The sequence below is a fragment of the Bradyrhizobium sp. WBOS07 genome (assembly GCF_024585165.1).
Classification (GTDB): Bacteria; Pseudomonadota; Alphaproteobacteria; order Rhizobiales; family Xanthobacteraceae; genus Bradyrhizobium; species Bradyrhizobium japonicum_B.
The window spans coordinates 4,360,198-4,383,083 of sequence record NZ_CP029008.1 but is presented as its reverse complement, the minus strand read 5'-3'; the positions used below and the strand labels follow the sequence as shown (position 1 = coordinate 4,383,083).

Below are 22,886 nucleotides of genomic sequence, written 5' to 3'. Positions count from 1 at the left end.
ACCCTCGCAGATGGGGCGGCCCTTGACGCCGTCCCCGCGCCATGGTGAGTATCGCCCCATGAGCACCGCCGTCCGCCCAGCCCGTCTTTGGTGGCGCACCTCCTGACGAGGTGGCCGGTGCGATTTTTCTTTCCCAAATCGTCTGAGGTCGCCTGCACAGCGCGGCGGCCTTCTCGTTTGTCCTGTGTGGCGTTCCCTCGGCAAGTTTCGTAAGAGGACGACATGAACAGGACCGTCTTTGCCCTCCCGGCCAGAAGCGACTATGCGACCCGCGCAGGTCTTGCGATCACGCGCGTGGCAGAGCAGTTTACCGGCGGCGCCAGCCGGCTCGACGACCTGATCAATCTGCTCGACCGCCGCCGCGGCGTGGTGCTGTCCTCGGGTACGACCGTTCCCGGCCGCTACGAGAGTTTTGACCTCGGCTTCTCCGATCCGCCGCTCAAGCTCGAGACAACGGGCTTCAATTTCAAGCTCGAAGCGCTCAACCCACGAGGAGAGGTGCTGATCGCCTTCCTCGGCGACGTCCTGCGCGAGCCCTGCGTGGTGATCTCCGAGAAGACGCCCGTGCGCCTCGCAGGCCACATCATCCGCGGCGACGCGCCGGTCGAGGAGGACCAGCGCACGCGGCGCGCCAGCGTGATGTCGCTGGTGCGCGACCTCGTCGCCGCCTTCTCCGCCAATGATGACGGGCTGCTCGGCCTGTTCGGTGCCTTCGCCTACGACCTCGTCTTCCAGATCGAGGATCTCGTGCAGAAGCGCCCGCGCGAGCAGGACCAGCGCGACATCGTGCTCTACGTTCCCGATCGCCTGCTGGCCTATGACCGCGCCACCGGCCGCGGCGTCGTGCTCTCCTACGATTTCGCCTGGAAGGGCAAGTCCACCGAGGGCCTGCCGCGCGAGACCACGGAGAGCCCGTACCTGAAGACGCCGCGCCAGGGCTTTGCCGACCACGCGCCCGGCGAATATCAGGCCACGGTCGAGACCGCGCGTGCGGCGTTCGCGCGCGGCGATCTGTTCGAGGCGGTGCCGGGACAATTGTTTGCCGAGCCCTGCGACCGATCGCCGGCCGAAGTCTTCCAGCGCCTCTGCGTCATCAACCCGTCGCCCTACGGCGCGCTGATGAATCTGGGGGAGGGCGAGTTTCTCGTCTCCGCCTCGCCGGAAATGTTCGTGCGCTCGGACGGACGGCGCGTCGAGACCTGCCCGATCTCGGGCACGATCGCGCGCGGCACGGATTCGATCGGCGATGCCGAGCAGATCCGTAAGCTCCTGAACTCGGAGAAGGACGAGTTCGAGCTCAACATGTGCACCGACGTCGACCGTAACGACAAGGCGCGCGTCTGCGTCCCCGGCACCATCAAGGTGCTGGCGCGCCGCCAGATCGAGACCTACTCGAAGCTGTTTCACACCGTCGACCATGTCGAGGGCATGCTGCGCCCCGGCTTCGATGCGCTCGATGCTTTCCTCACCCATGCCTGGGCCGTCACCGTCACCGGCGCGCCAAAGCTGTGGGCGATGCAGTTCGTCGAGGATCACGAACGCTCGCCGCGGCGCTGGTATGCCGGTGCGATCGGCGCGGTGAATTTCGACGGCAGCATCAACACCGGCCTCACCATCCGCACCATCCGCATGAAGGATGGCCTCGCCGAAGTGCGCGTCGGCGCCACCTGCCTGTTCGATTCCGATCCGGCCGCCGAAGACCGCGAATGCCAGGTCAAGGCCGCCGCGCTGTTCCAGGCGCTGCGCGGCGATCCGCCGAAGCCGCTCTCGACTTTCGCGCCCGATGCGACCGGCTCGGGCAAGCGGGTGCTGCTGATCGACCACGACGACAGCTTCGTGCACATGCTCGCCGATTATTTCCGCCAGGTCGGCGCCGACGTCACCGTGGTCCGCCACGTGCACGCGCTCGACATGCTCAAGCAGAAGACCTGGGATTTGCTGGTGCTGTCGCCGGGCCCCGGCAGGCCGGAAGATTTCGCGATCAACAAGACGATCGATGCGGCGCTGGAGAAGAAGCTGCCGGTGTTCGGCGTCTGCCTCGGCGTGCAGGCCATCGGCGAATATTTCGGCGGCGAGCTCGGCCAGCTCACCCATCCCGCGCACGGCCGGCCCTCGCGGGTGCAGGTGCGCGGCGGGCGCCTGATGCGCAATCTGCCGAACGAGATCGTCATCGGCCGCTATCACTCGCTCTATGTCGAACGCGACAGCATGCCGGAAGTGCTGTCCGTCACCGCCAGCACCGAGGACGGTGTCGCCATGGCGCTGGAGCACAAGACCCTGCCGGTCGCCGGCGTGCAATTCCACCCGGAATCGCTGATGTCGCTCGGCAATGAAGTGGGACTACGTATTGTTGAAAACGCGTTCCGGCTGGATGCGCGTGTCGATTGAGAGGCACCAATGACTTTTGACCACGACATCAAGGCGAGCGTCCGCACCATCCCGGACTATCCGAAGCCCGGGATCATGTTCCGCGACATCACGACCCTGCTCGCGGATGCGCGCGCCTTCCGCCGTGCGGTCGATGAGCTCGTCAATCCCTGGGCCGGCAACAAGATCGACAAGGTCGCCGGCATGGAGGCGAGGGGCTTCATCATCGGCGGCGCGGTGGCGCACCAACTCTCCGCCGGCTTCGTGCCGATCCGCAAGAAGGGCAAGCTGCCGCACACCACCGTGCGCATCGCCTATTCGCTCGAATACGGCATCGACGAGATGGAGATGCATGTCGACGCGATCCAGCCCGGCGAGCGCGTCATCCTGGTCGACGATCTCATCGCCACCGGCGGCACCGCGGAGGGCGCGGTGAAGCTGCTGCGCCAGATCGGCGCCAACGTCGTTGCCGCCTGCTTCATCATCGACCTGCCCGAGCTCGGCGGCGCCGCCAAGCTGCGCGCCATGGACGTGCCGGTGCGCACGCTGATGACGTTCGAGGGACACTGAGCCGCTCGCCGCGGTCAGATCGTCTCGGCCTTCAGCGCGTCCCGCCAGTGCAGCAGGCGCTCCTTCAGTAGTGCGTTCCGGACATAGGCGCTCTCTTCGTCCTCCAGCCGCTCGCATTCGGCAAACGTCAGGCCGGCCTCGCCATGCGCAGTCCAGGCGGCCTGGAGGCTGCGGCAGGTGTGGCTGCCCTGGCGCAGCGAGAACCAGATCCGGTTCTGGATCGTCTCCAGGTTCGGCGCTTGGCCGACCCAGGCCTGCTCCGACGCTGCGCAGCGCACGACGTAGATGCCCGCAATGGTCTTGCGCTCCTTATAGGCGGTGATCGCTGCTTTCCGGTCGATGCTCACGGACGGGCCGTTTTAACTGAGGGCGTTGCTGCGCACCCCAGTAGCGGCACGTATGGCTTCTGTCAATATTACCCGGGTAAAATATTCAGGAGCGCTGCAGGATCAGGCTGAGCTCGAGCTCGCGGAAGGCGAGGTAATTGCGCCGGGTCCATTGATGCAGCTCGGTGGAGGAGTCCTTCTCCTGGCGCAGGTAGCGGGTGAAGGAGAAGTTCAGCCGGTCGATATAGGTCTTGAGGAAGCCGGGCAGTGCGGGCAGGCGGAGCAGCCGGCCGCCTTCCATCGCTGCCGGCAGCTCGCCGCGCACTACATATTCGTTGTCGACCGTGATCAGGTTCATGCGCGGGATCTGCGCGCGCAGCATCTCGTGCGCGCGCGCCGAAACGCGGTCGGTGTCGGCGACGAACAGGATCTGGGGCGCGACGTGGCGGCGTGCCGCTTCCTTCAACAGGCCGATCTCGTCGGTCATCTTGAAGAACTCGTCGAAGGCGTGGAAGCCGAGGTCGATGACCTTGGCAAGCCCGTCGTCGACGATGACGCGGTCCATCAGCTGCATCTTGCCGTAGGTGTCGATCACGTCGGCGGTCTCGGTGACGCCGGGCAGGTAGTCGAGCAGCGACGGCTCCTTCAGATTGACGTCGAAGGCCGCGACGTTGCCGTTCTTGAGCAGCAGGAATTCGCTCAAAAGCCGCGCCAGCAGGGTTTTGCCGACCTGCGGGCGGGGCGAGCAGATGATGTAGACGGGCGTTGCGGACATCGACAGCTATATCAGTCGAACTTGACGACCAATCCAGCCGTATCAGCCCGGCTTGCGCAACTATTTTTCGCTGTTGCGGGTCACCGGCTTCGAACCGACGATGTCGGTCAGGCGGATGCGGTCGAACTCGCTCCAGACGTTGGCCAGCCAGTGCCGGACATAGCCGCGCAGCACGAAGGAGTAGTTCGCGGCCTCGTCGTTGATACCCTTGTTGGCGACGAACTTCAGGAACGGAACGGAGGACACTTCGACCTGCTCATAGGCCATTTCGTTGAGCTTGGGGATGGTCAGCTCGGTGGCGTCCTTGATGCGGTGGAAGTAGGAATTGTAGGTCGCCTGGTCCCACTGGAAGAATTGGGTGTCGTTGATGAAGTTCTTCACCAGGAAATATTTTGCACCGGTCATGAAGCCCGCGGTCTCGGCGATCTCCTCCAGCGAGGCGATCGAGGGTCCCAGGATGTGGAACACGGCAAAGGTGATCTGGCCCGCCTTGGCGGCGTCGAGGAAGCCGATGTCGCGCAGCGAAGCGAGGGCCGGCGAGAGCAGGCCGGCGCGGACGTCGATCACGGTTACCGAAGGGCTGACGGCGTTCAGCGTATCGAAGATCTTCATCTGGTCCGACGTCGTCGTCATGTCGACGATCTCGGTGATATCAGGGTGGAAGCGCTTCAGGGTTCCGCGCGGCGATTCCGTGTCGAAGGCGCGCGTCGGCACGTTGTTGGCTGAGAAATAATCGAGCAAGGTGCGCGACACCGTGGTCTTGCCGACCCCGCCCTTGTCCGCGCCCACCACAACCACTGCCGGCTTTGCCATTGCTGTCCCCTAACGCGCCCCCGATCGCGAGGTCGCAATCGGCCGGGCCCCAAATCGATGTCCCAAGGAATGCCCCAAGGATGTCCCGAGTCTGCTGTTGGGCGCGAACATGGCAGAAACAAGGGAGAATTCAATTCCTCGGCATGTCGATACGGCAATTTCCGAAGTTTTTCCCAATCGCGGCGAAACTGCCGCGCATGGCGGCATATCGCATCCTCAATGACGGCCCCAAGGACCCATAGGATTGCCTATGGGATTGCCGGCCGGCATGCCCATGGGGTTGCTGTTCGCAGTTCCGGAGGGGCCGGATGCGGGCACGGGCGGCGGAGCGACAGGGCCGCCGGCATCGTTCCAGGGACCGCGATCTGGCGGCGGTGGGGCGTCCTGCTGGTCGGCCGGCGCTTCGGGCTCGTCCGTTGCCTCGGCCGGCGGCAGCGGGCCCGGATCATGGCCGCCGGCAAACTTGACCAGTGCATCGACCCTGGATTGCACCGAGGGGTGGGTTGCGAACAGATCGGCGAAGCCCTCGCGGGGATTGTCGACGCAGAGCTCCATCACGGCCGAGGTTGCACCGGGCAGCTCGCCGCGATTCTCGATCTTGCGCAGCGCCGAGATCATCGCATCGGGATCTTTCGTCAGCTCGACGGAGCCGGCGTCGGCAAGATATTCGCGCGACCGCGACAGCGCGAGCTTGACCACCTGAGACAGCAGCCAGGCCAGCACGATCAGCACGATCGCGATGATGATCACGATCACCGCGCCGCCGCCGGAGTTCTTGCTGTCGCTCGACGACGAGGACGAGCGCGAGGACGATGAGGAGCTCGACGAGCCGCCGGAGCTCCAGTTGAAATTCGTGAACAGGCGGAAGAACATCTCGCCGAAGAAACCGACCACGCCGGCGATGATGACGGCGACAACCATCAGTTGGACGTCGCCGTTCCTGATATGGGTCAGCTCGTGGCCCAGCACCGCCTCGATCTCCTTGTCATCGAGCGCATCGAGGAGACCCGTGGTGACGGTGATGGAATATTGCCTGGGATTGAGGCCGGTCGCGAACGCGTTCAGCGCCGGGCTCTCCATGATCTTCAGCTTCGGCATGGTGATGCCGCGCGAGATGCAGAGGTTTTCGAGCAGGTTATAGAGCCGCGGCTCCTCCTGCCGGGTGACGCCGTGGCCGCCGGTCACCGCGTCGATCATCGACTGGTGGAAGAAATAGGCGATCACGATCCAGACCGCCGCCACGACGGTCGCGACGGGCGCTGCGACTTTCAGATCCTGGAAGGCGTGGCTCAGGTAGAAGGCGACGGTCCGGTTGCTGTCGATGAAAACCTCGGCGACGAGTGCGCCGGCAAAGACCAGCACGTAGACCAGCAGGAACAAGCCGGCGAGCAGCAGCATCGAACGAGACTTGTTCGAGGCGATGTGCGTGTAGAGACCGTACGCGGCCATGGCTGCTTCCGTTTGCTCCTTGTCATTCCGGGGCACGCCAACGGCGTGAACCCGGAATCTGGAGCTTAGTGCCTCGGTCGAGGTTCCGGGTTCGCGTCTTCGACGCGCCCCGGAACGACAAGAGTGAGAAGCCGGTCACGCAGCAATCAGAACTTCACCTGCGGCGCCGCCTCGACCTGGGTGCGGCTGGCGCCGAGATCGAAGAAGTCCTTCCTGGTGAAGCCGAACATGCCGGCGAACAGCGCAGCCGGCAGCTGCTGGATGCCGGTATTGTATTCCTGGACCGCGCTGTTGAAGAAGCGGCGGCTCGCCGCGATCTTGTTCTCGAGGTCGGAAAGCTCGGATGCGAGCTGCTGGAAATTGGCGTTGGCCTTGAGGTCCGGATAAGCCTCCGACAGCGCGATCAGCCGGCCGAGCGCACCGGACAGCTGGTTCTCGGCCGCGGACACCTGCGCCGGCCCCTGCGCGGACATCGCCGAATTGCGCGCCTTGATGACATCGTCGAGCGTGCCTCGCTCATGCGTGGCATAGCCCTTCACGGTCTCGACCAGGTTCGGAACGAGGTCGTGGCGCTGCTTGAGCTGCACGTCGATATCGGCAAAGGCCTGGCCGACGCGCTGGCTCAGCGCCACCAGGCGATTATACGCGCTGAAGGCGAACAGCGCGAGGACGACGATGACGCCGAGAACGATCCAGCCGGTCGACATGGAGGACTCCTGAAGGGAAAGAAAGCGGGCGGGCGCTAGGATAGACCAAATTGGCGCAGGATGAGAGCCCGACGCGGAAGGGAGGTAGGACTTGGTCGAACGGGAAGCCGCCCAAGTTCAAGGTAAGGCGAGCAACGAGGTTAACTTTCGGCAATCACGGCGTCGCCCCAGCGCCAGCGCCGGGCTGCTGCATAGGCCGCCTTGTCGCGCCGAGATACCTTCGCAAGCTCAACGCCGTCTTCGGTGCAGAGCTTGGCGGTGATCTCGGCCTTGCCCACGTCCGGTGGCGCCAGCACGCGCGCGGCGCGGCTTGCGGGTGCTGTGCGGGTCAGGGCGACGTAGATGAAGCGCTCGTCCTCGAACGGCACCTCGGCGCCCTTGATCTGCCGGTGCGCCTGCGAGCGGGGCAGGCGCTGGGAGAAATGGCACCAATCGGGCGGGGTGAGCGGGCAGGGTCCTTCGTGCGGGCAGGGCGCGGCGACATACGCGCCCGCCGCGATCAGCTGCTGGCGCAGCGCGAGGATCCGGGCGTAGCCGGCCGGCGTGCCGGGCTCGATAACGACCAGCGCCTGGCGCGCTTTCGCCCACATCGCCTCCGCGAGCTTGCGCTGATCAGCTTCGCCGAGCTCGCCGATGACGTAGCTGGCAATGACGAGATCGGCTTGCGAGACCTCCGCGAGGTTGCCGCCGGCATCGCCCGGCAGATGGCGGCACTCCGCCAATCGCGAGCTGTCGCGCGCCAGTTCGAGCGCGAGCCGGCTCAGCGTGGCGTTGGCGTCGAGCAGCGTAAAATCCTGCAACGACGGAAACGCCTCCGCGGCGGCCCAGCTCGCGGTGCCCGGGCCCGCGCCGACGTCGAGCAGCGTTTCCGGGGCGAAGTCGGGCGCGATCTCGGTGAGCGCATTCAGGCTCGCCGCCACCGCCGCATAGGTCGCCGGCATGCGCGCCAGCGCGTAGGCGAGGGCATCGGCTTCCGACTTGATCGCGCCGGAGGTGCCGCCTGCGCGATAGGTAGTCGAGATTTTTTGCGAGCGCTGGGCCGCGTCGGTGCGCGAGAAACCGTCGAGCTTGCCGTCGAGGGCCGCTTTCAGCTCGGAGGGAATGGTGGGGGCGATCATGTTTGCCCACCGTCATCCCGGGGCGCGACGCAGTCGCAAACCCGGGAGTTCGAGATTGTTGCGCGAGATGCCGGGTTCTCGCTGCGCGAGCCCCGGAATGACGCCACAGACGTCACGCCACGTTCTGGTCGAGAATGTCCACGGCCTCGGAAAGACTGACCGACACCAGCTGCGACACGCCGCGCTCGGCCATGGTGACGCCGAACAGACGGTTCATCCGCGCCATCGTGATCGGGTTGTGGGTGATGATGATGAAGCGCGTATCGGTCGAGCCGGTCATCTCGTGCAGGAGGTTGCAGTAGCGTTCGACGTTGTGGTCGTCGAGCGGCGCGTCGACTTCGTCCAGCACGCAGATCGGCGAGGGGTTGGTCAGGAACACCGCGAAGATCAGCGCCATCGCAGTCAGCGCCTGCTCGCCGCCCGACAGCAGCGACAGCGTCTGCGGCTTCTTGCCCGGCGGCTTGGCGATGATTTCGAGGCCGGCTTCCAGCGGGTCGTCGCTCTCGATCAGGTGCAGCGCGGCCTCGCCGCCGCCGAACAGCTCGACGAACAGGCGCTTGAAGTGGTTGTTGACGACCTCGAACGAGGTCAACAGCCGCTCGCGCGCCTCCTTGTTGAGGCTCTGGATGCCCTGGCGCAGCCGCTTGATGGCCTCGACGAGGTCGTCGCGCTCGGTGACGAGGCCGGTGTGCTGGGTCTCGACCTCGCGCAGCTCCTCCTCGGCGCGCAGGTTGACCGCACCGAGACGCTCGCGGTCGCGGCGCATCTTTTCGAGCTCTTCCTCTATGTCGTGCAGCGGCGGCAGCTCGGCGCCGGGCTCGATCTCGGCGAGGCCTGCGACGGCCTGCGGCTCGACCTCGAGCATGTCGCGGATCTCGCGCTCGACGTCCTCCAGCCGGCGGCGGGCGCCGTCCATGCGCTCCTCGGCGCGGGCGGTGGCCTCGCGGGCGCTGGAGAGCGCCTCCAGCGTCAGCTTGGCGACGCGGTCGGTCTCCGCCATCGCGCTTTCCGCAGTGGCGAGCGCGTCGGCGGCCATGCGGCGGTCGTTCTCCGCGTACTCGATCTCGGTGATCAGGGCGCTACGCTTCTCGGCGAACACGGCCGGCGCGTTCTCGAGCTCGCTGCGCTCGATCGTGAGCTCGGCGATGCGGGCCTGGATGGTGTCGATATGGGAGGCCGCGCTCTCCTTGCGGTTCTGCCACTCGGTGCGCTCGGCCAGGATCGCCTGGACGCGGCGATCGGCCAGCTCGGCTTCGCGCGCCAGCGCCTGCGCCTCGGCGCGGACCTGGGCCGCCATGCGGCGGTGACCCTCGATGTCGCTCCGAACGGCGGCGAGCTGGGTCTCGGTGTCCTCGCTCGACGGCAGCTCGCCGATGCCGGCCTGGGCGTATTCGTAAGCAGCTTCGGCCTCGGCGCGGTCTGCGGCAAGACGGCTGTGCGCTTCCGACAGCGTCGCCTTGCGCGCGGCGTGGCGGCTGATCTCGCGCTCGGCGTTGGCATGACGCTCGCGCGCGACGTTGAGCTCGCGCTGCGCGGCGCGCCAGGCTTCGCGGCTGGCGCCTTCGGTGCTCGCCGCCATCTGCAGCTCGGACTCGGCGTTCTCCAGCGACTGACGCTTGATCTGCGCGTCGATGCGGGCCTGCTCGAGCTCGTTCTCGATGTCGACGAGGCGGGCGCGCTCGGCAAGGCGGCGGGCCGCGCCGGTCGGGGCATGCGCCGCGGCGACGAAACCGTCCCAGCGCCAGACATCGCCTTCGGGCGAGACCAGCCGCTGGCCGGTCTTGAGCTGCGACACCAGCTCGGCGCCGCGCTCGCGCGGCACCACGCCGATCTGGGCGAGGCGGCGGGCCAGCTCGGCCGGCGCCTGAACGTGGTTGGCGAGCGGCACCGCGCCTTCGGGCAGCTCCGGATCGCCTTCGGTGTGGCCGACATTGGTCCAGCGCATCGGCGCCGACGGATCGATCGGGGCGTCGAGATCGTCGCCGAGGGCGGCGCCGATCGCCTTCTCAAAACCCTTGTCGACGGTGATGCCGTCGATGATCGGCGGCCACAGATTCTTGGTCTCGCCGTTGACGATCTTGGAGATCGTGCGCGCCTCGGTCTCGAGCCGCTGCACGCGCTTGTCTGCTTCGACCAGCGGCGAGCGCGAGGATTCCAGGGTCTGGCGGGCCGCGACGTGGGCAGCTTCGCTGGCCTGTGCCGCAGCTTCGGACGCCGCCAGCGTCTCTTCCGCGGTCTCGACCAGAGCGGTCAGCTCGTCGAGATCGCCGAAGCCGCCGGTCGCCTCGGTGAGCTTCTGCTCTTCCGCGGCGACGTTCGCGATCTCCTGGTCGAGCCGGGCAAGCTTGTCGCGATGGGTGCGGACGTTGGCCTCAAGCTGATTGCGCCTGGCGGTGAGGTCGGCGAGCGCAGTGGTGAGCTCGGCGAAGCGCTGCTCGGTCTCGGTCAGCACCGCCTCGGCCTCGGCGACGCGCTCGTCGACGCCGGAGCGCTTCTCGACCCGCGACTTGATCTCTTCCTTCAGCTCGGCGTCTTCGGTGTCGAGCCGCTGCAGCGCGACGTCGGCATCCATGGTCTGCTGCTGGGCACGCGAGATGTCGCCCTCGAACTGGGCGAGGCGGCGCTCGAGCTCGGCGACGCGCTCCTTGGCGCGCTCTTCCTCGCGGTCGAGCAGCTCGCGGGCATTGGTGAGGCGCTGCAGCCCGGCCGCAGCGCGCGCTTCCGCATCGCGCAGGGCAGGCATCTCGGCGGCGCGGATGGCCTGGATGCGGGCGGCCTCGGCCTGGTGCTGGGTGCGCTCGGCCATCTCGCGCACGGCGAGATCGTGGGTCTGGCCGGATTCGTTGACGTCGGCATGCGCGCCGATCCAGCGCAGATGGTACAGCGTGGCTTCGGCCTTGCGGACCTTGGCCGCGACCTCGCGATAGCGCACCGCCTGGCGGGCCTGCTTCTTCAGGCCTTCCATCTGCCCCGCGAGCTGGCCGATCACGTCCTCGACGCGGGTGAGGTTGGTTTCGGCCGCCTTCAGCCGCAGCTCGGCTTCGTGACGGCGGGCGTGCAGGCCGGCGACGCCGGCAGCGTCTTCCAGCACGCGGCGGCGCTGCTCGGGCTTGGCCTGGATGATCTCGCCGATCTTGCCCTGGTGGACGAGCGCAGGCGAGCGCGCGCCGGTGGCGGCGTCGGCGAACAGGATCTGGACGTCACGGGCGCGCACGTCGCGGCCGTTGATGCGATAGACCGAGCCGGCCTCGCGCTCGATGCGGCGGGAGATTTCGAGCAGCTGGCTGTCATTCATCGCCGCGGGCGCGGTGCGATCGGCATTGTCGATCGTCATCGTCACTTCGGCGTGGTTGCGCGCGGGACGGTTGCCGGAGCCGGCGAAGATCACCGCGTCCATGTCGGCGGCGCGCAAGCTCTTGTAGGAGGTCTCGCCCATCGCCCAGCGCAGCGCCTCGACGAGATTCGACTTGCCGCAGCCGTTGGGGCCGACCACGCCGGTCAGGCCGGGCTCGATGACGAAGTCCGTGGGCTCAACGAAGGACTTGAAGCCGTGAAGGCGCAGGCGGGTGATTTTCATAAGCACGTATCTCTGTTGGCAGGCGCGAATCCCCCTGCCGGGACAATACCATGAAAGGCAATGTCGCTATCCGGGCGAGTCGCGCGAGGCGCCTCATGCGGCTGGACAATGGCCGCGGTGGGCAGCGAGGGCAACCGGCGAAAGCCGCTTTTCCCAAGGGATTTATGCCGGGAAAGATACGGCTTTGGATGCGCGAATCAGAGCTGTCGCGTGCGAATCAGCTCTTCAGCAGCGGATTGATCTTCTTGGCGAACTCCTCGAACGAGGTCTCGCCCTTGATCTTCTCGCCGTTGATGAAGAAGGTCGGCGTCGAATCCACCTTGAGCACGTCGCTGGCGTATTTCTGGTCGGCGGCGATCTTGTCCAGCAACGCCTGATCCTTCAGGCAGGCTTCGACCTGCTGCTGTGTAAGGCCGGCCTGCTTGCCGATCCGCGTCAGGGTCTCGGTGGTGTTTTTCATGACCCAGTCGTTCTGCTGGCGGAACAGCATGTCGGTGACCGCGAAATATTTCGGCGCGTCGTCCTTGGCGATGCAGCGCGACAGCATCGAGCCGGCGGCGGCTTTGATGTCGAGCGGGAACTCGCGGAAGATGTAACGCACCTTGTTGGTGTCGATGTATTCCTTCTTGATCTTGGGGAACACCTGCTCGTTGAAGACGGCGCAGTGCGGGCACGTCATCGAGGCGTATTCGGTGATGGTGACGGCGGCATCCTTCGGGCCGAGCGCCATGTCGGGCAGCGACACCGGCTTGGCGACGTCGGCGGCCGACTGCGCCATGGCGTCGGAGATGAGGCGGAGCGGCGAGAGCCCGGCGAGCGCGGCAAGCCCGGTCAGCGACAGCATCGTGGTGAAGGCGCGGCGGGTGATGATCACGGTCGGCTCCCGAATTGGCGTGGTCTCGCCCCGGGGTTTGTCGAGGTTCCCGGGCGGCCTGTCGCTAGCTTGAAACGTGGTTTGAGGCAATGGCGAGCGACGAGGACGGGTCCAGATTGGCCGCGAAATGAGGCTCAATTTCGCTTGATGGCGGCCCCGAGCCGGGCCAGCGCCGTCTTCAGCTCTTCGTCTTCGATCTCCCCCAGGCTCTCGGCCACCTTGGCGACGCGTCTGGGGTCCGGCGGGGCCGGCCGCTTCCGGGCCTGGGGCCGCGACAAAGGGGCCTGGCGGAAGGCCAGCTTGCCGACCGCGCTCCAGCCGAAGAAGCGATTGACCCGCTCCAGGATCACGTCGGCGGAGTGTTGGATCTCCAGGGCCATCGGTCCCTCGACCCGCAGCACCAGGGTCGCCGGCTCCTGCGGCTGGCCCTCCACCGGCCGCGGCCATTGCATCTTCAACGGCTCGGCATGGGCGGCGATCTCGGCTCCCGCAATCTGCGCCCACCGCGTCACCAGCTCGCGCGCCGCGAATCCCTGCTTGGCATAGGCCTCGGCAAAGACGTCGTCGAGCAGGATCCCGAGCGGCTTGGCGCTGATGGGGCCGGGTTTGGGCGGGAATTTGGACATCGGCCGGAACTAGGCTGCCGCGCGTGGCCGGATGGCCTTGAGGTCGCGATCGATCTCGCGCCGTCGCTGCATCAGATCGTAGTCCATCTGGAGTCCCAGGAAAAAGCCTTCCGACAGACCAAAATAGCGGGCGAGCCGCAGATCGGTGTCGGCCGTGATGTCGCGTTTGCCCAGGACGATCTCGTTGATGCGCCGCGGTGGCACGCGAACGGCGCGCGCCAGCCCGTTCTGGCTGAGATCCATCGGCTTCAAGAACTCCTCCAGCAGGATTTCGCCGGGATGAGGATTGCGGAGGAGACCGTTCCTAGTCGTGGTAGTCGACGATTTCGACATCTCTCGGTCCTCCGTCGTCCCAAGCAAAACAGATGCGCCACTGATCGTTGATCCGAATCGAGTGCTGGCCTTGGCGATCAGCCTTCATGGCTTCGAGCCGGTTGCCCGGCGGAACCCTGAGATCGGCCAACACCCGTGCTTGATTCAGCAAACGCAGCTTTCGCAAAGCCGTATTTTGGATGTCGGGCGGCAGTTTTCGACTTCGCCGCCCGGACCAGATCAACCCTGTCTCGGAGTTGGCGAAGCTCTGGATCATGCTTGTGTATAACGTATGGCGTTATAGTGCGCAATGGTGGGGTTGCGCTGGCCAGGGGCGAAATCCTCCTCTAGGAAAGACCGAATGTCCTCGTCTGCGCGCAGGAAAGAACGTAGCACGACGGCGCCCACGCCATCGGCTCGCCCGTCATTGCTGCTCGCCTGGTACGACCGCCACCGCCGCCGGCTGCCCTGGCGCGCCGCGCCGGGGCAGGCGTCGGACCCCTATCGCGTCTGGCTCTCGGAGATCATGCTGCAGCAGACCACGGTGAAGGCGGTCGGGCCCTATTTCGAGAAGTTCGTCGCACGCTGGCCGGATGTCACCGCGCTCGGACGCGCCTCGCAGGATGACGTGCTGCGGATGTGGGCCGGGCTCGGCTATTACTCGCGCGCACGCAACCTCTATGCCTGCGCCGTCGCGGTGACGCGCGAGCATGGCGGCATCTTTCCCGACACCGAGGAGGGCTTGCGCGCGCTGCCGGGGATCGGGCCGTATACGGCGGCGGCGATTGCGGCGATCGCCTTCGACCGCCGCACCATGCCGGTCGACGGCAATATCGAACGCGTGGTGTCGCGGCTCTTTGCGGTCGAGGAAGCGCTGCCGCAGGCCAAGCCGCTGATCCAGCAACTGGCGGCGACGCTGCTGGCCGACAGCCGGGCCGGAGACAGCGCACAGGCGCTGATGGATCTCGGCGCCTCGATCTGCACGCCGAAGAAGCCGGCGTGCTCGCTGTGCCCGCTGAACGAGGATTGCATCGCGTATGCGCAAGGCACGCAGGAGACGTTTCCCCGCAAGGCGCCGAAGAAGAGCGGCACGTTGCGCCGCGGCGCCGCTTTCGTCGTGTCGCGCGGCGACGAGCTGCTGGTCCGCAGCCGGCCGGAAAAGGGGCTGCTCGGTGGCATGACCGAGGTGCCGGGTTCAGATTGGCTTGCCGGCCAGGACGATACGACCGCGAAGCGGCAGGCGCCCGAGTTGAAGGGATTGTCGCGCTGGCAACGCAAGGCGGGCGTGGTCACCCACGTCTTCACGCATTTTCCGCTGGAGCTCGTGGTCTATACCGCGAAGGCGTCGGCGCGCACGCGTGCACCGGAGGGCATGCGCTGGGTGCCGACTGCGACCCTTGCCGATGAAGCGCTTCCCAACGTCATGCGCAAGGTGATCGCGCATGCGCTGGATCTTGCACCGCCCCGTCCCTCCTGACAGCACGCTGGCAGCAGCGTTGCGCTAGGGATTGCGAACGGAGGCTGCCAATGGTCAAGACCGCACTCGACGACTTTCCGAGACCGCCCTGTGCCGAGCTGCTGGGATGGCGACTGCTCGATGCCCGTCCGCAGGAAGGCTGGATCAAGCTTGGCTTCGAGGGCAAGCCGGAATTCTGCAATCCGGCGGGCTTCATTCAGGGCGGCATGCTCTCGGCCATGCTCGATGACTCGATGGGGCCGGCGGTGCTCGTGATGAGCGAAGGCCGGCTTTACACCACCACCATCAGCATGACCGTGAACTTTCTGGCGCCGGCCAAGCCCGGTCCAATTATCGGCGAGGCCAAAGTGACGCAGCTCGGCAAGACCATCGCCTTCGTCGAGGCCAAGCTGATGGCGCAGGACGGCACGGTGCTGGCGACAGCGAGCGCGAGCGAGCGGCTGCTGGAGGCGGCGCGGGTGGTGAGGTGAGGTCGGCACCGGTCTAGCACCGCACTCCCTCTTCCTTCTCCCCTTGTGGGAGAAGGTGGCGCGAAGCGCCGGATGAGGGGTTTCTCTCCGCGAGTTCAAATCGCGAGAGACGAACTCGCCGAGACAACCCCTCACCCAAGCGAATGTCCGTCTACCGACGTCGCCGCCCTCTCCCGCAAGGGGCGAGGGCACATTCATGCGCATCTCGGTGGAGACCTCACGCCCCCGCGCGGGCGTCCTTGCTCACGATCGGCGGCTTGGCATTCAGTGCCTCGACCTGAAATCCGGCGACGCGCTTGTAATTGGCGGCGATGTCTTCCAGCTCTTTTTGCGACAGCACGTCGGTGACGATCTTATAGCCCTCGGGCGCGCGCTCTTCGACCAGCTGCATCACCTGCTCGGGGCCGTTCTTGCGGTTGAGCAGGACGAGATCGGTGGTCGCGGGCCGGCGCTCGGCCTCATAGGCGAGCAGCGCGGCGCTGGTCGGACCATGCGCGAGAATCTCGCGGGTGATGACGCGGGCATCGAGGATCGCCTGCGAGGCGCCGTTCGATCCGATCGGGTACATCGGATGCGCGGCGTCGCCCATCAGCGTGACCCTGCCGAACGTCCATTGCGAGACCGGATCGCGGTCGACCAGTGGATATTCATAGGCGTGCGGGCAGTTCTTGATCAGGCCGGGCACGTCGAGCCAGCCGAACGTCCAGCTCTCGAACCAGGGCAGGAACTCCTCCAGGCGCGCGGTGCGGTTATAGTCCTCGCGCCGCCACTGATGGGTCGGCGGCATGTGCCGCTCGGCGACCCAGTTGATCAGGCGGTTGCCGTTCGCGTCCGGCTCCTTGCTGATCGGATAGCAGACGAATTTCAGGATCTCGTGCCCGGCCATGATCATGGTGCGGCCGGTGAGGAAGGCTTTCGCCGGGGTGACGCCGCGCCAGAGGATACGGCCGTTCCAGATCGGAGGGCCTTCGTTCGGATAGAGCTTTTCTCGCGCGGCGGAATGAATGCCGTCGGCGGCGATCAGGATCGCGCCTTCATGGCTCCCGGCGGTCTTGCCGGTCGCGCGGTCGATGAAGTCGGCGCGCACGCCGGTTGCGGTCTCGGTCCATCCGGTCAGATGATGGCTGGTGAGAATGTTGTCGCGGCCGAGCCGCTCGACCGCGGTGTCGAGCAGGATCTGTTGGAGGGTGCCGCGATGGATCGAGAATTGCGGCCATTTGTAGCCGGCCTCCAGCCCGCGCGGCTCGCTCCAGATCGGCTTGCCATGCTTGGAGAAATAGGCGAGCTCGCGCGTCCGCACACCGCTGGCATCCAGCTTGTCCAAAAGCCCGAGCTCGATCAGCTCACGCACCGCATGCGGCAGCACGTTGATGCCGACGCCGAGCGGCTTCAGCTCGGCGACGCTCTCGAACACTTTCACGGGAACGCCGATCTGGTGCAGGCTGAGCGCAAGCGTCAGCCCGCCGATGCCGCCGCCGGCGATGAGTACGGTCATGACAAAATCCCCCTCCGATCGACGCGTCTTCGCATAGCAGGGCGGCGGTGGGCAACTGCGAAGAGCTCGCCTATGGACGGGGCGGCGAGGGGCCGTTAACCTCGGGCTTTCCCATGAGGTCCGACATGCTCAAGCTCTACTACGCCACCGGCACCTGCGCGCTCGCCACCTACATCACACTGGAGGAGGCCGGCGCCGATTACACGGCCGAACGGTTGAGCTTCAAGGACAACCAGCAGAACAGCCCTGATTATCTCAAGATCAACCCAAAGGGCCGCGTGCCGGCGCTGGTGACCGATCGCGGCGTCCTGACCGAGACGCCGGCGATGCTGGCCTACCTCGCCCAGACCTTCCCCAAGGCGAAGCTCGCGCCGCTCGACGATCCCTTCGACTTCGCCCAGGTGCAGTCGTTCAATTCTTATCTGTGCTCGACCGTGCATATCAACCACGCCCACAAGATGCGCGGCGCGCGTTGGGCGACCCAAGAGAGCTCGTTCGCCGACATGAAAGCGATGGTTCCGAAGACCATGGCCGCCTGCTTCAAGCTGATCGAGCAGAAGATGTTCGGGGGACCCTGGGTGATGGGCGAGCAGTACACGATCTGCGATCCCTATCTCTACACCCTCTCGACCTGGCTCGAAGGCGACAGTGTCGACATCAATGAGACGCCGAAGATCGCCGATCACTTCAAGCGCATGTCGGAGCGCCCCGCGGTGCGCAAGGTGATGGAAGCGCAGAAGGCGTAACAACGTTCCGGCTTTGTAGGGTGGGCAAAGCGAAGCGTGCCCACCATCGGTTCGTTGCCGCGGAAGATGGTGGGGACGGCGCTTTGCGCCTTTGCCCAACCTACGAGAGCTTGCGCTTGTCTTGCTCCAGCTCTCGTCCCGTCTCCAGCATCAGCCGGCGCAGCCAGATCGAGCCGGGGTCCATCTGAGCCCGGGTCGGATAAAACATGAACTGCTCGTCGATCCCGGGGTCGAGCGGCGGCGTCACCGTGACGAGGCCGAGCTGCTTCGACAATGCGGCAATCAGCCGGCGCGGCACGAAGGCGACGAGGTCGGTGCGGGCGGCGACGTGCAGCGCTTCGAGATAGCCTGACACCACCAGCGAAATGTGCCGCTCGATGCCCTTGGCTCGCAGCCAGGTGTCGATCAAATCCTCATTGCTGCCGCGAATGATCACGCCGACATGGCGTGCGGCCAGGAAGGTTTCGCGCCGTTTCAGTTTCGCGCCTGTGGGATGACCGCGCCGCACCGCTAATGCGTCGCTGTCGGTATAGAGCAGCTGGCGGTGAAATCCCTTGAAGGCGTTTCCGATCGAGATCACCAGGTCGATGGTGCGGGCGAATTCGGCGTGGAAGATCGCAGATCCCCGCCATGGGACAACGTCGATGCGGACGTTGGGCGCGACCTGCGTCACCTTCTCCATGAACCGCGGCACCAACAGCTCGACCGCGAGATCCGGCATCATCAGGCGGAATTGCCGCTCGCTGCGCGCTGCATCGAACTCGTCAGGCACGAACAGCCCGCGCACCTGGTCGAGCGCCTGAGCGAGCGGCGCGCGCAAGGCCTGCGCCCGCGGCGTCAGCTCCATCCGCGCGCCGGTGCGCACCAGCAGGGGATCGCCGAGAATGTCGCGCAGGCGCTGCAATGCATGGCTCGCCGCCGGCTGGGACAGGCCCATCCGAAGCGCGGCGCGACTGACACTGGTCTCGCGCAGCAATGCGTCGAGTGCGGTCAGCAGGTTCAGGTCGAGCGAATTCAAATTCATCGGGTGAATACATATCATATCCACTATCGATTTGAAGAATGTAGATCGGCCGGCGATGATCTCGGTGTTCTCACCAAACGGAGATGCCGCCATGAGCGCTGCCGCCAACAAGAAACTGATGCAGGATATTTTCGCCGCCGCCGCCAATCCGGATCCGGCCGCGCGCGATCGCGCCCTGTTCACCGCGAGCCTTGCCGACGACGCCAAATGGGTGGTCACCGGCCAGTATTCCTGGTCGCGCACCTTTTCGGGCAAGGAGGCGATCCTCAATGATCTGCACGGCTATGTGCGCACCCGCCTGCGCGACCGCACGCGCACGGTCGCGCACCGCTTCATCGCCGACGGCGATGTGGTCGTCGTGGAGGCCAAGGGCGACAACGTCACGCCTGAGGGCGTGCGTTACGACAATGATTATTGCCTGGTGTTCCGTCTGGAGGACGGCAAGATCAAGGAAATCCGCGAGTATTGCGACTCGATCCTGACGGAGAGGGCGCTGGGCCCGTTTCCGCAAGAGGCCGTGAGGGCTGCGAGCTGACCGGATTGGACGACGTCGGTTTCACCGGCCGGCCCTGTCCGTCCCGCCTCGCGGTGCTTGTACGAATGTGGCGGACGCTGGTGGACCTCGCGCGGGCTCGGCGACAGCGATCCCGAGCCCGGCGCCAGCTCGCTGCGATGACCGAGCGCGAGCTTCAGGATTGCGGCATGACCCGGGCCGAGATCGCCTACGAACTGAAGAGACCTGTGCGGCGCAAATAGATCGATGACGAGGAAGCGGCGCCGGTCGCGCCGCTTCCGGCTCGAATTCCCCCGGAACCTTTGCAGCTCCCCGACGTTTCTCTCGGTTTCCGGGGCAATCGCGCCCCGAGACCGCGGGCTTTCTGGGACTTGTATGCTGGTTGGGGCTTCGGACGTTACGAGACATGTAGGCCGCAGCTCGTCCGGTCTGCGTGAACGCCTAAGAGATGCGACGTCGGATGCCCATCGTGAGCTCGATGCGCAATTGTCCGCGTTCGACCTGACCGGCGTTTCCGGCTATCGCCGCTTCCTTCATGCCAGTGCCGGTGCCCTTCTTCCGCTCGAGGCCGCCCTGGCGGACGCCGGCGTGGACGGCATCTTTCCAGACTGGCCGGAGCGGTCGCGGAGCGCTGCCATTGCGACCGATCTGGATCGCCTGGGCGCTAGCGCCGCGGCGATGGTGTCGGTGCCGCCGCTCACGCGCAGCGGCGTGTTCGGCACCATGTACGTGCTGGAGGGTTCCCGTCTGGGCGCGAAATTTCTGCTGAAGACGGTGGCCGATGCGGCCGATCCGCGCATCGGTGCGGCCACCCTCTATCTCCGCCACGGGACAGGCAAGCGGCTCTGGCAAAACTTCCTGTCAAAGCTCGAAAGCGAGGTCTGCGACGAGATCGAGGTGATCGCGGCGGCGCGCATTGCCTTCGCCGCGTTCGAGCAGGCGGCGGATCGCGCATGAACGAGGCGGTCAATCTCACCAATTGCGATCGCGAGCCGATCCATATTCCGGGCAGCGTGCAGCCGTTCGGCTTCTTGCTCGCTGTGCTCTCGGATTTCACCATTTGCATGGCCTCCGACAATGTCGGCAGCTTTCTCGGAAGCGACGTTGCCGATCTGCTTCAGCGGCCGTTGTCGACCGTCATCTCCGAAGCCGCTGTCGCGACCATCCGCAGCCATGTCGACCATCTGAGCGGACCGGATGCCACCGAGCGCCTGTTCGGTCTCGAGCTCCAGGCCGGCAAGCCGCTTTACGATCTCTCGATCCACTTCTCCGGCGTCTACCTGATCGTCGAAGCGGAGCCGAGCGTCCACGAGCCGGGCGTCAATTCCGGCGAGCTGGTCCGCCTGATGCTCGACCGGATCCGCAAGACCCGCGGCATGACCGATCTCGCGCGTGAGGCGGCGCGGCAGCTCAAGGTGCTGACCGGCTTCGACCGGGTCATGGTCTACCAGTTTCATCCCGACGGATCGGGCGAAGTGATCGCCGAGACTGCGGAAGCCGGGCTCGAATCCTTCCTCGGTCTGCATTACCCGGCCTCCGACATTCCACGGCAGGCCCGCATCCTCTATCAGCGCAACTGGCTACGCATCATTGCCGATATCAACTCCAGGCCGGCTGCGCTGGTGTCTACCCCCACGCACAATGCCGGGCTGCTCGACCTTTCGATGAGCGTGCTGCGCTCGGTCTCGCCGATTCACATCGAATATCTGCGCAACATGGGCGTTGCCGCCTCGATGTCGGTCTCGATCCTGCGTGACGGCAAGCTGTGGGGCCTGTTCGCCTGCCATCATTATTCGCCGCGCTACATCTCGTTCGACAAGCGGACGGCGTCCGAGCTGTTCGGGCAGATGTTCTCCTGGATCGTCGAGGGGCGCGAACGCGAGGGCGACGTCGCCTATGAAGCCCGCGCCCATCAGGTCCAGGAGCGGCTGATCGAGATCGCGGCCTCGCACGAGCACAGTCGGCGCGCGATCGTCGATTTCCTCGGCGACTATCGCAAGATGATCGACTGCGACGGCGTCGCAGTGTGGTCCGACAACAAGATCGTGCTCCAGGGCGAGACGCCGACCGAGGACGAGGTGAAGGATCTCGTCGCCTTCATCAACCGGAATTCGCCGGGGCGCATCTTCGCCAGCGCCGAGATCGCCAAGATCTATGCCGCCGGCCAGGCGTTCCGCGACCGCGCCGCGGGGTTTCTCGCCATTCCGATCTCGCGAACGCCGCGCGACTGCCTGATCTTCTTCCGCCGTGAGGTCACGCGGTCCGTGAATTGGGCCGGCGCTCCCGACAAGGTCTACGACGAGGGTCCGAACGGACCGCGGCTGACGCCGCGCAAGAGTTTCGAGCTCTGGCAGGAGACGGTGGCGGGCCAGTCGAAGCCGTGGTCGGCGGCCGACATCCGCATCGCCGAGAGCCTGCGCGTCACTCTGCTGGAAGTGATCCTGCAATTGTCCGATCTCGCCGCGCGTGAGCGCCGCGGTGCGCAGGAGCGGCAGGAGCTGATGATCGCCGAGCTCAACCACCGCGTCCGCAACATCCTGAGCCTGGTCCGCGCGCTGGTGGCGCAGAGCAAGGACACCGCGACGAACGTGGAGGAGTTTGCCAGCGTCCTCGGCGGCCGTATCCAGGCTCTGGCCCGCGCCCACGACCAGATCACCAATCTGAACTGGGCGCCGGTGGCGCTGCGGACCCTCGTCGAATCCGAGGCCGGCGCCTATCTCGGCGCGCGTGCAGGCCGGATCAAGATGGGCGGGCCCGATGTCGCGCTCGATCCCAAGGCGTTTGCGACGCTGGCGCTCGTTGTCCACGAGATGATGACCAATTCCGCCAAATATGGCGCGCTCGCCGATTCCACCGGCAGCGTCGAGGTGGTCTGGCGGCTCGATCCGTCGTCGAGCCTCGTGATCGAATGGAAGGAAAGCGGCGGCCCGCCGGTGCAGCCGCCGTCGCGGCGGGGCTTCGGCACCACGATCATCGAACGCTCGGTGCCGTTCGATCTCAAGGGCGATGCCGAGATCCGCTTCGATCTTCTGGGGGTGCAGGCGAAGTTCGTCATCCCCGCAAATTTCGTAGAATTCGTGCCATCAATAGCAGGAGCCGCCATGCGCATCGAGGAGCAACAGTCCAGCCGTCCCCGGCTGTCTGAGACCGCGCTGATTGTCGAGGACAATCTGATCATCGCAATGGCGGCGGAGGTCATCCTGCTCGATCTCGGCGCCCGCCACGTCGACACCGCCGCCAGCGTCGATCAGGCGCTGCGTTCGATCGAGCGTTCGCGGCCGAGCTTTGCTCTGCTCGATCTCAACCTCGGCAACGAGAGCAGCATCAAGGTGGCGCAGAAACTGAAAGAGATCGGCGTGCCCTTCATCTTCGCAACCGGCTATGGCGAGCGCGCGCCGCTTCCGGCCGAGCTTGCCTCGGTGCCGGTCGTCCAGAAGCCGTACACGCTCGAAGTGGTCGAGCACGCACTCGGCAAATTGCAGCAGGCCAGCGTCCTCTAGGGATTTGCGTGCACGCTATGCACGCCGCTGCAGATTCTTGCATGACTTCGCATAGCTGCTGATAATATCGGCAGGTCCATGTGCGCCGATGCGCGTGCGCGCGAAGAATTTGAAGGTTCAATTAACGAGTGTCCCCCATTGTGTCG

The 22,886-nt window shown here is 65.8% G+C and carries 22 protein-coding genes; 9 read left to right on the top strand and 13 right to left on the bottom strand.

The window, feature by feature from the left end; all coding sequences use genetic code 11:
- Nucleotides 1–222: 222 nt before the first annotated feature.
- Both DCM79_RS20930 and DCM79_RS20925 read left to right on the top strand, forming a co-directional pair.
- Nucleotides 223–2,388 carry an anthranilate synthase component I gene (locus DCM79_RS20930; RefSeq protein ID WP_257176142.1) on the top strand — a complete coding sequence of 722 codons (2,166 nt, stop codon included), beginning with the start codon at nt 223–225 and terminating at the stop codon, nt 2,386–2,388.
- Between the two features lie 9 nt (nt 2,389–2,397).
- On the top strand, nt 2,398–2,937 hold the full coding sequence (locus tag DCM79_RS20925; RefSeq protein WP_018323310.1) for an adenine phosphoribosyltransferase: 540 nt from the start codon (nt 2,398–2,400) through the stop codon (nt 2,935–2,937).
- 14 nt (nt 2,938–2,951) lie between these two features.
- On the opposite strand, the gene DCM79_RS20920 is transcribed toward DCM79_RS20925, so the two are convergent.
- The 11 genes from DCM79_RS20920 to DCM79_RS20870 all read right to left on the bottom strand — a co-directional run bounded on the left by DCM79_RS20920 (nt 2,952) and on the right by DCM79_RS20870 (nt 13,791).
- Complete coding sequence (locus DCM79_RS20920) at nt 2,952–3,284, bottom strand: GIY-YIG nuclease family protein (RefSeq protein WP_257176141.1); 333 nt, start codon at nt 3,282–3,284, stop codon at nt 2,952–2,954.
- A gap of 85 nt (nt 3,285–3,369) precedes the next feature.
- Complete coding sequence (locus tag DCM79_RS20915) at nt 3,370–4,038, bottom strand: hypothetical protein (RefSeq protein WP_257176140.1); 669 nt, start codon at nt 4,036–4,038, stop codon at nt 3,370–3,372.
- Between the two features lie 60 nt (nt 4,039–4,098).
- Nucleotides 4,099–4,851 (bottom strand): hypothetical protein, encoded by a 753-nt coding sequence (locus tag DCM79_RS20910; protein WP_257176139.1) that lies wholly within the window; start codon nt 4,849–4,851, stop codon nt 4,099–4,101.
- Between the two features lie 216 nt (nt 4,852–5,067).
- Nucleotides 5,068–6,300, bottom strand: a complete 1,233-nt coding sequence (locus tag DCM79_RS20905) for a M48 family metallopeptidase (RefSeq protein WP_257176138.1) — start codon at nt 6,298–6,300, stop codon at nt 5,068–5,070.
- Nucleotides 6,301–6,446: 146 nt separating this feature from the next.
- Nucleotides 6,447–7,007 (bottom strand): LemA family protein, encoded by a 561-nt coding sequence (locus DCM79_RS20900; RefSeq protein ID WP_257176137.1) that lies wholly within the window; start codon nt 7,005–7,007, stop codon nt 6,447–6,449.
- Nucleotides 7,008–7,147: 140 nt separating this feature from the next.
- Nucleotides 7,148–8,125 carry a small ribosomal subunit Rsm22 family protein gene (locus DCM79_RS20895; protein WP_257176136.1) on the bottom strand — a complete coding sequence of 326 codons (978 nt, stop codon included), beginning with the start codon at nt 8,123–8,125 and terminating at the stop codon, nt 7,148–7,150.
- Nucleotides 8,126–8,237: 112 nt separating this feature from the next.
- On the bottom strand, nt 8,238–11,702 hold the full coding sequence (smc, locus tag DCM79_RS20890; protein ID WP_257176135.1) for a chromosome segregation protein SMC: 3,465 nt from the start codon (nt 11,700–11,702) through the stop codon (nt 8,238–8,240).
- A 217-nt stretch (nt 11,703–11,919) separates the two neighbouring features.
- Nucleotides 11,920–12,576, bottom strand: coding sequence for a DsbA family protein (locus DCM79_RS20885; protein WP_028134866.1), 657 nt, complete (start codon nt 12,574–12,576; stop codon nt 11,920–11,922).
- A gap of 134 nt (nt 12,577–12,710) precedes the next feature.
- Nucleotides 12,711–13,202 (bottom strand): DUF721 domain-containing protein, encoded by a 492-nt coding sequence (locus DCM79_RS20880; RefSeq protein ID WP_257176133.1) that lies wholly within the window; start codon nt 13,200–13,202, stop codon nt 12,711–12,713.
- A 9-nt stretch (nt 13,203–13,211) separates the two neighbouring features.
- Nucleotides 13,212–13,535 (bottom strand): HigA family addiction module antitoxin, encoded by a 324-nt coding sequence (locus tag DCM79_RS20875; protein ID WP_257176132.1) that lies wholly within the window; start codon nt 13,533–13,535, stop codon nt 13,212–13,214.
- A complete protein-coding gene (locus DCM79_RS20870) occupies nt 13,507–13,791 on the bottom strand; it encodes a type II toxin-antitoxin system RelE/ParE family toxin (protein ID WP_257176131.1) in 285 nt (94 codons plus the stop codon). The genes DCM79_RS20875 and DCM79_RS20870 overlap by 29 nt, the downstream gene beginning before the upstream one ends.
- Before the next feature lie 84 nt (nt 13,792–13,875).
- Here DCM79_RS20870 and mutY point away from each other — a divergent pair, with 84 nt between their 5' ends.
- Together mutY and DCM79_RS20860 are read left to right on the top strand one after the other, a co-directional pair.
- Nucleotides 13,876–14,991 (top strand): A/G-specific adenine glycosylase, encoded by a 1,116-nt coding sequence (gene mutY / locus DCM79_RS20865; RefSeq protein WP_257176130.1) that lies wholly within the window; start codon nt 13,876–13,878, stop codon nt 14,989–14,991.
- Between the two features lie 50 nt (nt 14,992–15,041).
- Nucleotides 15,042–15,461 carry a PaaI family thioesterase gene (locus tag DCM79_RS20860; protein ID WP_257176129.1) on the top strand — a complete coding sequence of 140 codons (420 nt, stop codon included), beginning with the start codon at nt 15,042–15,044 and terminating at the stop codon, nt 15,459–15,461.
- A gap of 217 nt (nt 15,462–15,678) precedes the next feature.
- On the opposite strand, the gene DCM79_RS20855 is transcribed toward DCM79_RS20860, so the two are convergent.
- The gene (locus tag DCM79_RS20855; protein WP_257176128.1) at nt 15,679–16,956 is read right to left on the bottom strand and encodes a flavin-dependent oxidoreductase; all 1,278 of its coding nucleotides are present in this window, start codon (nt 16,954–16,956) and stop codon (nt 15,679–15,681) included.
- A gap of 125 nt (nt 16,957–17,081) precedes the next feature.
- Between DCM79_RS20855 and DCM79_RS20850 the strand changes: the two genes are divergently transcribed.
- Nucleotides 17,082–17,702, top strand: a complete 621-nt coding sequence (locus DCM79_RS20850; RefSeq protein WP_257176127.1) for a glutathione S-transferase family protein — start codon at nt 17,082–17,084, stop codon at nt 17,700–17,702.
- A 100-nt stretch (nt 17,703–17,802) separates the two neighbouring features.
- Here the strand turns inward: DCM79_RS20850 and DCM79_RS20845 are convergent, their stop codons facing one another.
- Nucleotides 17,803–18,726: a LysR family transcriptional regulator gene (locus DCM79_RS20845; protein ID WP_257180804.1), complete on the bottom strand. Its 924-nt coding sequence runs from the start codon at nt 18,724–18,726 to the stop codon at nt 17,803–17,805.
- Between the two features lie 91 nt (nt 18,727–18,817).
- On the opposite strand from DCM79_RS20845, the gene DCM79_RS20840 reads away from it, so the two are divergent.
- From DCM79_RS20840 to DCM79_RS20825, 4 genes are all read left to right on the top strand, one after another.
- The gene (locus DCM79_RS20840) at nt 18,818–19,261 is read left to right on the top strand and encodes a nuclear transport factor 2 family protein (protein ID WP_257176126.1); all 444 of its coding nucleotides are present in this window, start codon (nt 18,818–18,820) and stop codon (nt 19,259–19,261) included.
- A gap of 65 nt (nt 19,262–19,326) precedes the next feature.
- Nucleotides 19,327–19,482: a DUF1127 domain-containing protein gene (locus tag DCM79_RS20835; RefSeq protein ID WP_257180803.1), complete on the top strand. Its 156-nt coding sequence runs from the start codon at nt 19,327–19,329 to the stop codon at nt 19,480–19,482.
- Between the two features lie 133 nt (nt 19,483–19,615).
- Entirely contained in the window at nt 19,616–20,197 is a 582-nt protein-coding gene (locus DCM79_RS20830; RefSeq protein ID WP_257176125.1) for a biliverdin-producing heme oxygenase, read from the top strand.
- On the top strand, nt 20,194–22,740 hold the full coding sequence (locus DCM79_RS20825; RefSeq protein WP_257176124.1) for an HWE histidine kinase domain-containing protein: 2,547 nt from the start codon (nt 20,194–20,196) through the stop codon (nt 22,738–22,740). Before DCM79_RS20830 ends, DCM79_RS20825 begins: the two co-directional genes overlap by 4 nt.
- Nucleotides 22,741–22,886: the final 146 nt, after the last annotated feature.